A 14,715-nucleotide genomic window follows, 5' to 3' on the forward strand; every position below is an offset into this window, starting at 1 on the left:
GCTCACCGGAAGGAGGTTCGGCGATGGCCGACCCCAAGGGCTTCATGACCACCGGCCGCGAGACCCCGGCGCGCCGCCCGGTCCCGCTGCGCCTGATGGACTGGCGCGAGGTCTACGAGGACTTCGAGCCCGCCCGCCTGGAGAAGCAGGCGAGCCGCTGCATGGACTGCGGCATCCCGTTCTGCCACAACGGCTGCCCGCTGGGCAACCTGATCCCGGAGTGGAACGACCTCGTCTACCGGCACGACTGGCGGACGGCCATCGACCGGCTGCACGCCACCAACAACTTCCCCGAGTTCACCGGGCGGCTGTGCCCGGCGCCGTGCGAGTCGGCGTGCGTGCTCGGCATCAACTCCGACCCCGTCACCATCAAGCAGGTCGAGGTCGAGATCATCGACCGCGCCTTCGCCGAGGGCTGGGTGCGGCCCGAGCCCGCCCGGGTCCGCACCGGCCGGCGGGTGGCCGTCGTCGGCTCGGGCCCGGCCGGGCTGGCCGCCGCCCAGCAGCTCACGCGGGCCGGCCACGAGGTCACCGTCTACGAGCGGGCCGACCGCGTCGGCGGGCTGCTGCGCTACGGCATCCCCGAGTTCAAGATGGAGAAGCGCCACCTCGACCGCAGGCTCGCCCAGATGCGCGCCGAGGGCACCGAGTTCCGGGCCGGAGTGAACGTCGGCGTCGACCTCACCGCCGCCGAACTCCGCGAGGGCCACGACGCGGTGCTGCTGGCCGGCGGCGCCACCGCCGCCCGCGAACTCCCCGTTCCCGGCCGCGAGCTCGACGGCGTGCACCAGGCCATGGAGTACCTGCCGCTGGCCAACCGGGTGCAGGAGGGCGACACCGACACCCCGGCCATCACCGCGCAGGGCAAGCACGTCATCGTCATCGGCGGCGGCGACACCGGCGCCGACTGCCTGGGCACCGCGCTGCGCCAGGGCGCCGCCTCCGTCACCCAGCTGGAGATCATGCCCCAGCCGCCGGCCGCCCGCCCGGCCGGCCAGCCCTGGCCCACCTACCCGATGCTGTACAAGGTGACCAGCGCGCACGAAGAGGGCGGCGAGCGCGTCTACTCGGTGTCCACCACCGCCTTCCGCGGCGACGCCGCGGGCCGGGTCCGCTCCCTCGCCCTCACCGAGGTCGTCCGCACCGACAAGGGCTTCGAGCCGGTCGAGGGCACCGAGCGGGAGATCCCCGCCGAGCTGGTGCTGCTGGCCATGGGCTTCACCGGCCCCGAGCGCCCCGGCCTGCTCACCGACCTCGGCGTGGAGCTGGACGCCCGCGGCAACGTCGTCCGCGACAAGGACTACGCCACCACCGTCCCCGGCGTCTTCTGCGCCGGCGACATGGGCCGCGGCCAGTCGCTCATCGTGTGGGCCATCGCCGAGGGCCGCGCCGCCGCGGCCGCCGTCGACCGCCGCCTCACCGGCGACACCCTGCTGCCCGCCCCCATCCCGCCCACCGCCCGGCCCCTGGTCTGACCCGGCCGGTCCACCCGCGCCCCGGCGGCTCCGCGGAGCCGCCGGGGCGCGCTGCGTGACGGCACCCCCGCTGAGCTGAGCACCCGCGCGCCCCGGCCGCACCGGCGGCCCGCCGCGCCCGCACGGGCGCCGCCCGCGAGCACACGGAGTGCGGATCGGCCCCGTGCGCCCGGTCGGACGCCCCCTCCACAATGAGGACTGTGACAGGGCGCGGCGTGTTGATCACCGGCGGCTCGGGCGGAATCGGCCGGGCCGCGGTCCGGCGCTTCGCGCTCGCCGGCGACCGGGTCTGGTTCACCTACCGCACCCACCGCGCGGACGCGCTGGCCCTGGAGGCCGAACTGGCCGCGGCGGGCGCCGACGCCACCGGCCTCCCGTTCGACCAGGGCGACTGGGCCAGCCACCAGCGGCTGGCCGCCTCGCTGCCCGGACCGGTCGACGTGCTGGTCAACAACGCGGCCGTAGGCTCCAAAACGGTCGAGCGCCACGTCCCCGGCCCCGCCGAGGAGCGCGACGCCGCCTTCATGCGGATCAACACCGTCGGCCCGCTCTGGCTGATCCGCCAGCTGCTGCCCGCCATGCGCGAACGCGGCCGCGGCACGATCATCAACATCGCCAGCGTCGGCGGGGGAGTGGCCGCCTTCCCCGGCTTCCACCTCGCCGACGGCATGAGCAAGGCCGCCCTGGCCTACCTGACCAGGCAGCTGGCCGCCGAACTGGCCCACGAGGGCGTCGACGTCTTCGCGATCTGCCCCGGCGCCGTGGACACCCCGATGCTGGCCGCCAGCACCCTGGACGCGCTGGACGCCGCAGAGCGCGCCGAGCTGGTCGGGCGGCTGCCCAAGGGGCGGCTGATCGAGCCCGAGGAGATCGCCGAACTGGTCTGGTGGCTGGCCGGAGACGCGGCGCGGGTGCTGCACGGCGCCGTGCTCGACGCCTCGCTGGGCCTCGGCGTCCACCCCGGGCTGCTCACCGGAAGGGCCGCGACCGGCCGCGACACCACCCGCGGGAGCACAGGCTGATGGTCTCCAAGCGCGCCGCCGAACTCGCGGCCGACACCCCGGCCATCGCGGTCGCCCACCTGGCCGCCGAGGCCGACCCCTACCACCCCGAGCGCAACCCCGGCGGCTACCTCAACCTGGGCACCGCCGAGAACCGGCTGGTGTGGGACCTGCTGGAGCCCCGGGTCGCCGCCGCCCGCCGGGTGCGGCCCGAGGACGTCCGCTACGCGCCGCTGTACGGCACCGCCGCCCTGCGCGAGGCCGCGGCGCCGCTGCTCGCCGCCACCTGGCGCAGCCCGGTCGACCCCGAGAACCTCGTGGTCGTCAGCGGCGCGACCGCCGCGCTGGACATCATCGCCAGCGTGCTGTGCGACCCCGGCGACGCCCTGGTGGTGCCCGCCCCCTACTACGGCGCGCTCCCGCTCGACCTGTGCGGGCGCTCGGGCGCGCGGCTGCTCCCGGCGCCGCTGTCCGCCGCCGACGGCTTCCGGCTCGACCCCGGCGCCGTCGACCGGGCGCTCGCCGAAGCCCGCGCCGAGGGACTGACCGCGCGGGCCGTGGTGCTCACCTCCCCGTGCAACCCCACCGGCAACGTGCACCCGCCCGCCGTGCTGCGCGCCTGCCTGGAGGTGGCCGAGCGGCACGGCGTCGACGTCATCGCCGACGAGATCTACGCGAACTCCGTGTACGGCCCCGACACCTTCACCAGCCTGCTCGACCCGCGCGTGCGCGAGGGCGGTACCGTGCGCGTGCACACGGTGTGGGGCTTCGCCAAGGACTTCGGCCTGTCCGGACTCAAGGCCGGCGTGCTGCACACCGAGGACCCCGAGGTGCTCGCCGCGGCCCGCGCCCTGGCCTACTTCGCTCCGGTGTCCACCGACACCCAGGCGCTGCTGAGCGCCCTGCTGGCCGACGGGCCGTGGGCGGCGGACTTCCTGGACCGCAACCGGGACCGGCTGGCCCGCTCCTACCGCCACGCCGCCGACACCCTGGCCGCCCACGGCGTAGGGCACGTCCCCGCCTCCGGCGGCTTCTCGATCTGGACCGACCTGCGGCCCTGGCTCGCCGGGGGCGGCTTCGGCGCCGAGCACGCCCTGTGGCAGCGGATCTGGGAGCGCACCCGGGTCAACCTGCTGCCCGGCCAGGTGTTCGGCTCCCCGGAACCGGGCTGGTTCCGCATCTGCCACACCACCGACCCCGCCGTGGTGCGCGACGCCCTCACCCGCCTCGGGCGGCTGCTGGAGTCGGTCGGCGCGCCCTCCCGGCCGGCGGGCGCCGGCCGGGCCACACACCCGCCACGACCGTGAGGAGCCCATCGTGCCCGACAAGCACCGGCCGTCGGCCGCCCCCGGCCCGCTCGACCACTGGTACCACTCCGCAGGAGTGCGCACCGGAGTGCGCCGCATGTTCCACGACGAGACCGACCAGGGCAAGGTGTTCTATCCGGAGCGGCTGGTGCCCTACCTGGACCACGAGGCCGTCCGGGACCTGCCGCCCGAACTGCGCCGCGAGCTGGCGGTGCGCCACCTCTACCAGTTCCTGCTCTCCACCACCCACCTGGAGAGCCGCATCGTCAACCGCGCCGCCGAGCGGATCGCCAACGGCCGCTCCGGCCTGGACTTACCCAGATCCGCGCAGCTGGACGCGTTCAAGGTCTACTGCGACGAGGGCTACCACGCCCTCTACAGCCTCGACCTGGCCGACCAGGTCTCGGCGGTCACCGGCATCGCCATCCCGGACTGGGACTTCGGCGGCTTCGTCGACCGGCTGGAGGAGACCGGCGCCCGGATGCTGCCCGACCACCCCCGGCTGGTCCCGCTGCTCCAGTGCACGGTGTTCGAGACCCTGGTGACGGCCGTCCTCAACGAGGTGCCCAACGACCCCGACGTGGTCACCACCGTCCGCGACATCACCCGCGACCACGCCAAGGACGAAGGCCACCACCACCGCTTCTTCTCCGCCTTCTTCCACGAGCTGTGGGCCCAGCTGGACCCCTCGCTGCGCGGCCCCGTGGCGCGCACCATGCCCGCCCTGATCGAGAGCTGCCTGGTGTGGGACGTCGGCCCGGTCCGCTCCTCCCTGGTGCTGGCCGGCCTGGACGCGTCCACCGCCGCCGCCGTGGCCGACGACTGCTACGGCGGCGACAGCGGACGCGACCGGATGCGCGACATCTGCCGCGCCACCGTCAAGACCTGCCGCTCGGCCGGAGTGCTCGACGTGCCCGGCGCCGAGGATGCCTTCGCCGAGCGCGGCCTGATCGCCGGGGAGCGGCCGTGAGCGCCCCGAGCCCGTCGCCCACCTACGGCGGCTACCTGGAACTGCCCGAACTGCTCGAACTCCAGCACCCCCTGGCCGCGCCCGCCGTCCACGACGAACTGCTGTTCATCACCGTGCAGCAGGCGTGCGAGCTGTGGTTCAAGCAGATGCTGGCCGAGCTGACCGACGCCCGCGACCTCATGGTGGACGGCGACGCCTACCGCGCCCGCAAGCGGCTGGAGCGGTGCGTGCGCGTCGAGCGGGTCCTGACCGAGCAGTTCGACGTGCTCGACACCATGGAACCGCAGGACTTCGCCGGCTTCCGCGGCGCACTGGGCAAGGGCAACGGGGGCCAGTCGGCCCAGTTCTGGGAGATCACCCTGCTGTCGGGGCGCAAGGACCGCCGCTTCCTGGACCGGCCCTGGTACACCGAGGACGAGCGCAAGCGCCTGCAGCGGCGCTTCAACGAGCACAGCCTGTGGGACGGCTTCCTCGCGGTGCTGCGCCGGGCCGGGTTCCCGACACAGCACCGCGACCAGCGCTTCGCCGCCTACCACCGGATCGCCGCCCGCGGCGCCGAGCACCACGCCCTGTGGGAGCTGGCCGAGGCCCTGGTCTCCCACGACCAGGCCTGGTGCCTGTGGCAGGCCCGGCACCTGATGAACGTGCACCGCCAGATCGGCGCCAAGCAGGGCACCGGCGGATCCAGCGGCGCGTCCTTCCTGGAGGCGCAGCAGCGCGCCAGGTTCTACCCCGAATTGTGGGATCTGCGTACGGGGCTGTGAGCCGGCCGGTCCCCGCCGCCGGGCGCGGCGGGGACCGGCCGCCGCGGCCCTGTCAGCCCCCGGCCAGCTGCCCGCGGACCGCAGCGCCGAGTTCGGTGGCCGGGTCGCCCAGGTCGTAGGGCAGGTCGAAGTGGTTGCGGCCGCGGCCCACCACCTCCACCGGGTCCGCGCCCGCCGAGCGCAGCGCCGCCGCCATCTCGTCGTGCTGGCGGACGAACTCCGGCGTCTCGTTCTCCCCGCGGGCGATGACCACCGGCGGCAGCACCTCGGGGATCGGCAGCCAGCGCGGGCTGTTGCGCAGGGCGTCGGCGAGACTCAGCGCCAGCGCCTCGTTGACATAGGTGTGGCTGACCGGCTCCAGGTCGTACACCCCGCTCAGCAGCGCCACCCCCGCGACCGGACCGGCCTCCGGCAAGCCGCGGCGCGCCCGGTCGGGTGTCAGCGCCATCGCCGCCAGATGGGCACCGGCCGACGAACCCGCCAGGTGGACCCGGCGGGGATCGACCCCCAGGCGCGGCGCCTGCCCGACCAGCCACCGCACCGCGCGGCGCACCATCGCCACGATCTCGTCCAGCCGGTGGGCGGGCGCCAGCCCGTAGTCCAGCGCGGCGAAGGCCGTGCCCTGCGCCAGGAACCCCGGAGCGCAGAAGGCCGACTCGTCCTTGCTCAGCTCCTGCCAGTAGCCCCCGTGCACGTAGACCAGCACGGGGGCGCCCGGCCGCTCGGCCGGGAAGAAGTCCAGCCGCTCCGCCGGGGACGGGCCGTAGCGCAGCCCGGCCAGCACCCGGTGCGTCCGGCGGGCATGCGCGCTGAGCCGCGCGTACTCATCCAGGTAGCGCCGAATGTCCGGGACCGTCACGCTGGGCGAGTACAGGCGGTCCAAGGCCGCCCGGTCCCAACCGCGGTAGACGCCGCCGGCCGCCGTGTTCGCCATCGCCCACTCCGTTGCTGTCGGCATCGCCCCTGGTCCGAGCCTTCGTGCGCCGACCGCGCCCGCGTTGCGCGGCCTCAGGCCGGACGCGCGTCGATCCGCTCCATTCCGAATGCCTCGACAATGGCGATCGGAATCACATTCGCAGAGACCGATTGGAATGGGAATGTGGACTTGACGATGTCGAACCTGAGTGGACCATGGCTCACATATCGTTATCTTGAAACGCAAGATGGATTTGCTCACGGCTTTGAGCTGCTGCTATGAAGGAAATTGCGCTCCTGTCGAAAACCGGTACGAGAGGTCCGGTCGACCTTTGCGTCGGCGTATCGAACGGCGCGGAGCGGGTGCGCGGGCACGCCGCCGCTGCGGGCGCGGGCGCCTGAAGGCCAGGCGGCCCGGCGGCGCCTAGCGTGGGCGGTGTGGGGTACCGACTGCTGGCCGACGCGGCGATGGTCGCGCACGCCGCGTTCCTGGCCTTCGTCGTCTTCGGCGGCTTCGCCGCCTGGCGGTGGCCGGCGCTGATCGTGCCGCACCTGCTGTGCGCGGCCTACGGCCTGGGCATCATCGTGATCGGCTGGGACTGCCCGCTCACCTGGGTGGAGGACTGGGCCCGCCGCCGGGCCGGGCAGGCCGGACTCACCGAGGGCTTCATCGACACCTACCTGACCGGCGTCGTCTACCCGGAGCGGTACCTGGTGCACGTGCGGGTGGCGGCCGGGGCGGTGGTGGCCGCGTCCTGGCTCGGCTGGTACCTGCTGCTGCGCCGCCGCCGCGCCGGCTGAGGGGGAAGGCACCCCCCTTTTCCGGCCTCCGGCCCGATGCGTGACATATCAGGCGCCGGGTGCGACAATCCGGTCGCGGCGTGGCCGCACGATCACGCTTCGACGCGGCCCGGCCGGCCGCCGGGCCCCCGGGGGAGCGCATGGCCACCAACCGCCTGACCGGAGCCCGCGGCATCTTCCGCCGCAAGCCCATCGAGGACGCCACCGAGGAGACCGACACCGGGCTGGCCCGCTCACTGGGCCTGTGGCAGCTGACCGCGATCGGCATCGGCGGCATCATCGGCGCCGGCATCTTCTCCCTGGCCGGCGCGGTCGCCAACGAGAGCGCCGGACCCGCCGTGGTGATCTCGTTCCTGATCGCCGGGGTCGCCAGCGCCGCCGCCGCCTTCTCCTACGCCGAGTTCGCCGGGCTGATCCCGCGCTCGGGCTCGGCCTACACCTACAGCTACATCGTGCTGGGCGAACTCGTCGCCTGGCTGATCGGCTGGGACCTGCTGCTGGAGTACAGCGCCATCGTCTCCGTCGTCGCCATCAGCATCAGCGGCTACTTCGGCTACCTCCTCGGCCAGTTCGGCCTCGAACTGCCGCTGTGGATGCTGGGCGCCCCCGGCACCGAGCCGGCCGGCGTCCCCGCCGGCAGCTACGCCGTCGACCTGTTCGCGGTACTGCTGTGCCTGCTCATCGCCTTCGTGCTCAACCTCGGCATCCGCAGCGCCGCCCGCTTCGAGACCACCCTGGTGTGGGTCAAGGTCGCCCTGGTGGTGCTCGTCATCGCGGTCGGCGTCTTCTACATCGACCCCGCCAACTACGAGCCCTTCTTCCCCTTCGGCTTCGAGGGGGCCGTCGCGGGCGCCGGCATCGTCTTCTTCGCCGTGTTCGGCTACGACGCCATGAGCACCGCCGCCGAGGAGTCCACCCAGGCCCGCAAGCACATGCCCAGGGCCATCATCTACTCCCTTGCCGTCGCCATGGTGCTGTACGTGCTCGCCTGCCTGGTGCTGACCGGGATGGTCAACTACACGCAGATCGACGGCGAGAGCGCCTTCGCCACCGCCTTCGCCGACGTCGGCATCCCGGCCCTGGGCACTCTCATCGCCGTCGGCGCCGTCATCAGCATCCTCACCGTCATGTTCACCTTCATGCTCGGCGTCACCCGGGTGTGGTTCTCGATGAGCCGCGACGGCCTGCTGCCCGGCTGGTTCGGCAAGCTGCACCCGGTGCGCCGGGTGCCCAGCCGCATCACCTGGATCGTCGGCGCCGGCTCCGCCGTCATGGCCGGGCTGCTCCCCATCCACCAGGTCGCCGAGCTGACCAACATCGGCATCCTGGCCGCCTTCGTGGTGGTCTGCGCCGCCGTCGTGGTGCTGCGCTACCGGCGCCCCGAGCTGCCGCGCACCTTCCGCACCCCCGGCATGCCGGTGGTGCCGCTGGTCGGCATCGCCTTCTCGATCTGGCTGATCAGCTCCCTCGACCCCACCACCTGGTGGCGCTTCGCCGCCTGGTTCGCCGTCGGCCTGGTCCTGTACGCCCTGTACGGCTACCGCAGGTCGCGGCTGCACCCCGGCGCCCGCTGACGCGCCGCGTCCGATTCGTCCAAGGCGGCCGCCGCCGCCCGCACTAGCGTGGCGCCTATGCGCACCGTCACCGCGAACACCCTGCACGAAACCGAGCGCTTCCTGCGGCTCAACGCCCGCCTGATCGACCGGCTCAGGTTCGAGCACCACTTCCGCGGCCGCTCCGCCGACGACGCCGCCGCGGCGCTGGCCGCCTACCGCAATCCCGACGGCGGCTACGGCAACGCCCTCGAACCCGACCTGCGCGGCACCGGCAGCCAGCCGCAGCACGCCGAGATCGCCCTCCGGCTGCTCGACGAACTCGACCGGCTCGACCAGGCCGTGGCCGCCCCGCTGTGCGGATACCTGGCCGCCATCACCGAACCCGGCGGGGGAGTGCCCCTCGTCCTGCCCTCCGTACGCGGCACCCCGGCCGCGCCCTGGTGGATCGACGGCCCGCAGACCGGCGGCGACCTCAACCCGACCGCCGCCATCGCCGGGCTGCTGCACCGCCACGGCGTCCGCCACCCCTGGCTGGACGGGGCGACGGACTTCTGCTGGACGCGGATCGCCGAGCTGGGCCCGCCGAGCCCCGGCGACGCCGAGGCCGGGCTCGCCTTCGGCTACCGGGCGGCGGCCGTGCTGACCTTCCTGGAGCACGCGCCCGACCGGGCCAGGGCCCGCGCCGAGTTCGACCGGCTCGCCCCCGCACTGCGCGCGGTCGCGCTGCCCGAGGACGGCCGGGAGTCCCACCACGGCCCGCTCGCCCTGGCCCCCCGCCCCGACTGCCTCGGCGCCTCGCTGTTCACGCCCGAGGAGACCGCCGCCGCCCTGGACGCCACCGTGGCGGCCCAGCAGCCCGACGGCGGCTGGCGGCCCGGCTTCCCCTTCTGGACGCCGATCACCGAACCGGAGTGGCGCGGCCACCTGACCGTGGGGAACCTGGTGGTGCTGCGCGCGCACGGCCGGGTGGCCGAGGCCGGCTAGCGCCCGGAGCGGCGGTTCAGCCCAGCGTCAGGTGGCGCACGCCGTCGCGGTCGAGCTCGGCCGCCTCGATCGGGCTGAGACCGGCCCGGCCCGTCGCCTTGCGCAGGAAGTCCAGCCGGTCCCAGCCGTCGGGCCGGGCCCGGTCGGGGTCCTCGCCCGACAGCAACAGCAGTTCGAGCACCCGCGCCGCCTGCGGGCTCAGCCAGGCCGGGCGGCCGAGCGCGTCGGAGACGTCCAGGCCGTGCAGGCCCAGCTCGACCACCCGGGTGGCCAGGAAGTCGGTGAGCGACATGGCGTCGCCGTGGCGGGTGCGCACCAGCCGGCCGGCGGGCTCGGACGCGACCGCGGCCAGCAGCTCCTCGCAGGCGGCCGTGAAGGAGGCGCCTAGCGCCCGGCCGGTGGCGAACTCGCGGGCGCCCTTCTGCGCGATCATCACCCGGTCGGCGTTGGTGGCCACCGAGAAGCGCACATCGGGCTGGTAGTAGCCGGCCGCCGACACGTCGGCGCGGGCCGGCGGGAGGTCGGCCAGCATCGACGGCAGCCGGTTCACGGCATCGCGGACGTGGATCAGCAGCTCGGCGACCGTCCATGGCACGCACCGGGTGGAGGCGCGGAAATCGTGTTCGGCGAAGCCCGCCACGGCGCCGGTGAAGGCGGCCACTTCCGCGCGCAGCGCGGCCTGGACTAGACCATGCTCCATACCCCCGAAACTACCAGCAATCGCCGTGTACACAGGGTTGCCGGCAGTCGGGCGCTCAGCGCAGCGCGGCCGGCGGAGCACCCGCCAGCGCCCGCGCCTCGCGCGCCAGATGGGACTGGTCGGCATAGCCCGCCTCCGCCGCGACCTCGGCCAGCACCGCGCCGGGGCGCCCGGCCAGCCGCAGCGAGCGGCGGAAGCGCAGCACCCGCTGCAGGGTCTTGGCGCCGTAGCCGAACGCGCCCAGGCAGCGGCGGTGCAGCTGCCGCTCGCTCAGCCCCAGCCGCCGCGCCAGATCCGCCACCCGCTCGCCGCCGTCGGCCGCGCGCACCACCGCCGCCACCCACGGCTCCGGCGGCCCCGCCGCGCGCAGCATCCCGGCCACCGCCGCCGCCAGGCCGCCCGCGGGATCGGGAGCGGCCGCGAGGGCGTCGGCCAGCCGCTCGGCCTCGCCCGGCCGCCACAGCAGGGCCAGGTCGGGACGGGCGTCGCGCAGCGCGTCGCCGGGCACGCCCAGCAGCGCGGGCCCGCGGCCCGGCGCGAAGCGCACCCCGGTGATCCGGGTGCCGGGCGGCTCCCGCACCGGCTGCGGCCCGGTGTCGGGACCCGCCACGAACAGCCGCTCCCCGGTCCACATCAGGTCGGTGCAGCCGTCCGGCAGCACCGGACGGGGCTCGGCGCCGACCAGGGTCTCCCACCGGCACACCAGCACCCGCGCCAGCCCTTCGGGCGGCGCCGACTCGGTGTAATGGGCGGCCGGGCCGGACATGCGGCCAGGATATCCGCGCGGCCCGCCGCTCAGCCCGCGCCGCCGCCCTGCCGCTCCAGCAGCAGCTCGACGCCGTCCAGGAAGCGGTCGACGGCGAAGGCGACGAGGGGGTCGTCGAAGTCCTGCACGGGCGCCGGGCCGGCCGGGCCCGGCGCGGCGTCCGGCTCGCCGAAGACCCCGTCGGCGACCAGCGCCGCGAGTTCGGGGAAGCGCTCGGGCGCGGCGACGGAGGCCAGCGCGCGGCCGTAGTCGGCGAAGGCGCCCGCGGGGTCGCGCCCCGCCCGGTCGCGCGCCCTGGCCTGCTGCCACTCCAGGCTCACCTCGTGCCAGACGATCCCGTTGAGGGTGTTGATCACAGCGAGCTTCTGCTCGGCGTCCAGGGCGCAGCCGCGCAGCGCGCGCAGGCCGGCCTCCATCCAGCGCACCCGGTGCGGGCCCAGCGGCGGGGTCGAGAACGGCACCTCGGTGATCCACGGGTGCTCGCGCACCCGGCGCAGCATCGCCAGCGACCACGAGTGCGCCCGGGCCCGCCACGGGGCGGCGCCGTCGGTCGGCGGCGGCTCGCCGACGGCCGCGTCCGACATCAGCTCCAGCAGCTCGTCCTTGCCCGCGACATGGCGGTACAGCGCCATCGTGGTGAAGCCCAGCTGCTCGGCGACCCTGCCCATCGAGACGGCGCCGATCCCCTCGGCGTCGGCCAGCTCCACGGCCGCGGCCACCACCCGCCGCACGCTGAGCGTGGGCCGGCCGCCGCGCGGCGGCGCGTCCAGCCGCCACAGGCGCTGGAGGCCGGACGTCGGGGCGGGCGGGTCCTGGGACATGGGGGCTCCGGTTCGGTCTGGTCGGTCCTCCGAGCCTACCGCGTTGTGTGCAACATAAACCATGTGTATCTTATACACGTCCGAGTAAGTCATACACATCGCAAGGAGTCGCCATGCCGGCCCCGACCGCCGCCGCTCCACCACCCGCCAGCATCGAGGTCCGCGGCCTCACCAAGTCCTACGGCGACCACCGGGTCCTGCGCGGCATCGACCTCACCGTGCCGCGCGGCACCGTATTCGCCCTCCTCGGCCCCAACGGCGCCGGCAAGACCACCCTCGTCCGCGCCCTCGCCACCCTCCAGCCCTTCGACGGCGGCACCGCCCGCGTCGAAGGCCGCGACGTACGCACCCAACCCGCCGCCGTACGCGGCCTCATCGGCCTCACCGGCCAGTACGCCTCCGTCGACGAACTCCTCACCGGCGAGGAGAACCTCGTCATGGTCGGCCGGCTCCTCCACCTCGGCCGCGCCCGCGCCCGCCGCCGCGCCGCCGAACTCCTCGACCGCTTCGACCTCACCGCCGCCGCCCGCCGCCAGACCCGCACCTACTCCGGCGGCATGCGCCGCCGCCTCGACCTCGCCGCCAGCCTGATGGCCAGCCCGCCCGTCGTCTTCCTCGACGAACCCACCACCGGCCTGGACCCCCGCAGCAGACGCACCATGTGGGACGTCGTCCGCGCCATGGTCGCCGACGGCACCACCGTCCTGCTCACCACCCAGTACCTGGAAGAGGCCGACCGGCTCGCCGACCGCATCGCCGTCCTGCACGGCGGACGCGTCGCCACCGAAGGCACCGCCGCCGAACTCAAGGCCCAGGTCGGCCGCGAACGCGTCACCCTCACCCTCGCCCGCCCCGCCGACCTGCCCGCCGCCGCCCGGCTGCTGCGCGCCGCCGACCCCCAGGCCGACCCCGCCGACGGCACCCTCAGCCTCCCCCTCCACCGCACCGACGACCTGCGCGCCCTCCTCAACGCACTCGCCGACGCCCGCCTCCCCGTCACCGCCGTGCGCATCACCGCCCCCACCCTCGACGACGTCTTCTTCGCCGTCACCGCCCCCGCCGAACTGGAGACCGCCCGATGACCACCGCCCCCGCCCCCGCGCCCAGCCCCCTCGGCCGCGCCTACTGGCTCCTCGCCGACTCCGCCGTCCTCACCGCCCGCAGCCTCCGCCACAACCTCCGCCAGTTCGACGCCCTCCTGCTCAGCGTCATCCTGCCGCTCACCCTGCTGCTGATGTTCGTCTACGTCTTCGGCGGCGCCCTGCACGTCGGCACCGCCTACATCGACTACGTCGTCCCCGGCATCCTCATCAGCGCCGCCGGCTACGCCGCCTCCCAGACCGCCGTCGCCTTCAGCCAGGACCTCACCAGCGGCGCCATCGACCGCTTCCGCTCCCTGCCCATGTCCAGCGCCGCCCTCCTCACCGGCCACGTCACCGCCAGCCTGCTCCGCAACCTGCTGTCCACCCTCCTCGTCCTGGGCACCGCCGTCGCCATCGGCTTCAGCCCCGCCACCGACCCCCTCGCCTGGATCGCCGCCCTCGGCACCATCGCCCTCTACATCCTCGCCATCTGCTGGATCTCCATCGCCTTCGGCACCATCGCCAGATCCGCCGAAGGCGCCAGCGGCTTCACCTTCTTCGTCCTCTTCCTCCCCTACGTCTCCAGCGCCTACGTACCCCCCGACACCATGCCCGCCGCCCTGCGCCCCTTCGCCGAGCACCAGTTCGTCACCCCCGTCATCGAGACCCTGCGCGGCCTGCTGCTCGGCACCCCCACCGACAGCGCCCCCGCCGCCCTCGCCTGGTGCCTGGGCATCCTCGCCGTCACCGTCCCCGCCTCCGCCTACCTCTTCCGCCGCCGCACCCGCGCCTGACCGCCCCGGCCGCCGGGCGCGGGCCGCGCACCGGCCCCCGCCCGGAACGCCGATGTGTCCGGCCGCGCCCCTCCGGGCAGGGGGCCACCCGATCCCCACCCGGAACGGAAAGGAACCGCCGTGACCACCATCGCCAGCACCCCCGGCAGCACCGGCACCACCGCCGAACTCAACGGCCGGACCATCGCCTTCCTCGTCGCACCCGAAGGCACCGAGCAGGTCGAACTCACCCAGCCCTGGAACGCCGTCAAACGCGCCGGCGGCACCCCCAGGCTCATCTCCACCGAACCCGGCCGCATCCAGGCCTTCGACCACCTCACCGCCGCCGACACCTTCCCCGTCGACATGGTCGTCGAGGACGCCGACGCCGGCGACTTCGCCGGCCTCCTCCTGCCCGGCGGCGTCGCCAACCCCGACAACCTGCGCACCCACCCCGGCGCCGTCGCCCTCGTCCAGGACTTCGTCACCGCCGGCATCCCCATCGCCGCCATCTGCCACGCCCCCTGGACCCTCATCGAGGCCGGCGCCGTCGCCGGACGCACCCTCACCTCCTGGCCCAGCCTGGCCACCGACATCCGCAACGCCGGCGGCACCTGGGTCGACCAGCAGGTCGTCATCGACTCCGAAGGCCCCACCCTCCTCGTCACCAGCCGCAAACCAGGCGATCTCGACGCCTTCGACACCGCCGCCATCAGCGCGTTCGCCGGCCGGTCCGGCAAGTGACATCGATTCGAAACGGTGGTTTAGACCTGTGCCCGCCGATCCGGCCCTAAGGTAGG

15 protein-coding genes are annotated in these 14,715 nt (G+C 74.5%); 11 read left to right on the plus strand and 4 right to left on the minus strand.

Annotated features, from left to right (window positions below; translation table 11 throughout):
- Positions 1-23 precede the first annotated feature (23 nt).
- The 5 genes from CLV72_RS14000 (at position 24) to CLV72_RS14020 (ending at position 5,517) form a co-directional block, all read left to right on the plus strand.
- A complete protein-coding gene (locus tag CLV72_RS14000; RefSeq protein WP_106245753.1) occupies positions 24-1,475 on the plus strand; it encodes a glutamate synthase subunit beta in 1,452 nt (483 codons plus the stop codon).
- A 200-nt stretch (positions 1,476-1,675) separates the two neighbouring features.
- Complete coding sequence (locus CLV72_RS14005) at positions 1,676-2,497, plus strand: SDR family NAD(P)-dependent oxidoreductase (RefSeq protein WP_211302867.1); 822 nt, start codon at positions 1,676-1,678, stop codon at positions 2,495-2,497.
- Entirely contained in the window at positions 2,497-3,783 is a 1,287-nt protein-coding gene (locus CLV72_RS14010) for an aminotransferase class I/II-fold pyridoxal phosphate-dependent enzyme (protein WP_106245758.1), read from the plus strand. The genes CLV72_RS14005 and CLV72_RS14010 overlap by 1 nt, the downstream gene beginning before the upstream one ends.
- A gap of 10 nt (positions 3,784-3,793) precedes the next feature.
- Positions 3,794-4,753: a diiron oxygenase gene (locus CLV72_RS14015; protein WP_211302868.1), complete on the plus strand. Its 960-nt coding sequence runs from the start codon at positions 3,794-3,796 to the stop codon at positions 4,751-4,753.
- Positions 4,750-5,517, plus strand: coding sequence for a tryptophan 2,3-dioxygenase family protein (locus CLV72_RS14020; RefSeq protein ID WP_106245761.1), 768 nt, complete (start codon positions 4,750-4,752; stop codon positions 5,515-5,517). Before CLV72_RS14015 ends, CLV72_RS14020 begins: the two co-directional genes overlap by 4 nt.
- 52 nt (positions 5,518-5,569) lie before the next feature.
- On the opposite strand, the gene CLV72_RS14025 is transcribed toward CLV72_RS14020, so the two are convergent.
- On the minus strand, positions 5,570-6,451 hold the full coding sequence (locus tag CLV72_RS14025; protein WP_106245763.1) for an alpha/beta hydrolase: 882 nt from the start codon (positions 6,449-6,451) through the stop codon (positions 5,570-5,572).
- A gap of 419 nt (positions 6,452-6,870) precedes the next feature.
- Here CLV72_RS14025 and CLV72_RS14030 point away from each other — a divergent pair, with 419 nt between their 5' ends.
- The 3 genes from CLV72_RS14030 to CLV72_RS14040 all read left to right on the plus strand — a co-directional run bounded on the left by CLV72_RS14030 (position 6,871) and on the right by CLV72_RS14040 (position 9,773).
- Complete coding sequence (locus CLV72_RS14030) at positions 6,871-7,233, plus strand: DUF2784 domain-containing protein (RefSeq protein WP_106246950.1); 363 nt, start codon at positions 6,871-6,873, stop codon at positions 7,231-7,233.
- Positions 7,234-7,313: 80 nt separating this feature from the next.
- A complete protein-coding gene (locus CLV72_RS14035; protein ID WP_245930186.1) occupies positions 7,314-8,807 on the plus strand; it encodes an amino acid permease in 1,494 nt (497 codons plus the stop codon).
- Positions 8,808-8,864: 57 nt separating this feature from the next.
- A complete protein-coding gene (locus CLV72_RS14040; protein WP_106245768.1) occupies positions 8,865-9,773 on the plus strand; it encodes a hypothetical protein in 909 nt (302 codons plus the stop codon).
- 16 nt (positions 9,774-9,789) lie between these two features.
- Here CLV72_RS14040 and CLV72_RS14045 read toward each other — a convergent pair whose 3' ends face one another.
- The 3 genes from CLV72_RS14045 to CLV72_RS14055 are packed head-to-tail and all read right to left on the minus strand — an operon-like array spanning position 9,790 to position 12,060.
- A complete protein-coding gene (locus CLV72_RS14045) occupies positions 9,790-10,473 on the minus strand; it encodes a maleylpyruvate isomerase N-terminal domain-containing protein (RefSeq protein ID WP_106245771.1) in 684 nt (227 codons plus the stop codon).
- Between the two features lie 55 nt (positions 10,474-10,528).
- Positions 10,529-11,239 (minus strand): helix-turn-helix domain-containing protein, encoded by a 711-nt coding sequence (locus CLV72_RS14050; protein WP_106245773.1) that lies wholly within the window; start codon positions 11,237-11,239, stop codon positions 10,529-10,531.
- 29 nt (positions 11,240-11,268) lie between these two features.
- Positions 11,269-12,060, minus strand: a complete 792-nt coding sequence (locus CLV72_RS14055; protein WP_170140977.1) for a TetR/AcrR family transcriptional regulator — start codon at positions 12,058-12,060, stop codon at positions 11,269-11,271.
- Positions 12,061-12,173: 113 nt separating this feature from the next.
- Between CLV72_RS14055 and CLV72_RS14060 the strand changes: the two genes are divergently transcribed.
- The 3 genes from CLV72_RS14060 (at position 12,174) to CLV72_RS14070 (ending at position 14,659) form a co-directional block, all read left to right on the plus strand.
- Positions 12,174-13,142 carry an ABC transporter ATP-binding protein gene (locus tag CLV72_RS14060; RefSeq protein WP_106245779.1) on the plus strand — a complete coding sequence of 323 codons (969 nt, stop codon included), beginning with the start codon at positions 12,174-12,176 and terminating at the stop codon, positions 13,140-13,142.
- A complete protein-coding gene (locus tag CLV72_RS14065; protein WP_106245781.1) occupies positions 13,139-13,936 on the plus strand; it encodes an ABC transporter permease in 798 nt (265 codons plus the stop codon). Before CLV72_RS14060 ends, CLV72_RS14065 begins: the two co-directional genes overlap by 4 nt.
- Positions 13,937-14,056: 120 nt before the next feature.
- Positions 14,057-14,659, plus strand: a complete 603-nt coding sequence (locus CLV72_RS14070) for a type 1 glutamine amidotransferase domain-containing protein (RefSeq protein WP_245930187.1) — start codon at positions 14,057-14,059, stop codon at positions 14,657-14,659.
- Positions 14,660-14,715: the final 56 nt, after the last annotated feature.

Source organism: Allonocardiopsis opalescens (assembly GCF_003002095.1).
GTDB classification, from domain to species: domain Bacteria; phylum Actinomycetota; class Actinomycetes; order Streptosporangiales; family Streptosporangiaceae; genus Allonocardiopsis; species Allonocardiopsis opalescens.

Bases quoted from the DNA above. Each gene is read 5' to 3' on its own strand.
- CLV72_RS14000 (WP_106245753.1), top strand. From the start codon at position 24: ATGGCCGACCCCAAGGGCTTCATGACCACCGGCCGCGAGACCCCGGCG.
- CLV72_RS14010 (WP_106245758.1), top strand. From the start codon at position 2,497: ATGGTCTCCAAGCGCGCCGCCGAACTCGCGGCCGACACCCCGGCCATC.
- CLV72_RS14025 (WP_106245763.1), bottom strand. From the start codon at position 6,451: ATGGCGAACACGGCGGCCGGCGGCGTCTACCGCGGTTGGGACCGGGCG.
- CLV72_RS14040 (WP_106245768.1), top strand. From the start codon at position 8,865: ATGCGCACCGTCACCGCGAACACCCTGCACGAAACCGAGCGCTTCCTG.
- CLV72_RS14045 (WP_106245771.1), bottom strand. From the start codon at position 10,473: ATGGAGCATGGTCTAGTCCAGGCCGCGCTGCGCGCGGAAGTGGCCGCC.
- CLV72_RS14050 (WP_106245773.1), bottom strand. From the start codon at position 11,239: ATGTCCGGCCCGGCCGCCCATTACACCGAGTCGGCGCCGCCCGAAGGG.
- CLV72_RS14055 (WP_170140977.1), bottom strand. From the start codon at position 12,060: ATGTCCCAGGACCCGCCCGCCCCGACGTCCGGCCTCCAGCGCCTGTGG.
- CLV72_RS14060 (WP_106245779.1), top strand. From the start codon at position 12,174: ATGCCGGCCCCGACCGCCGCCGCTCCACCACCCGCCAGCATCGAGGTC.
- CLV72_RS14065 (WP_106245781.1), top strand. From the start codon at position 13,139: ATGACCACCGCCCCCGCCCCCGCGCCCAGCCCCCTCGGCCGCGCCTAC.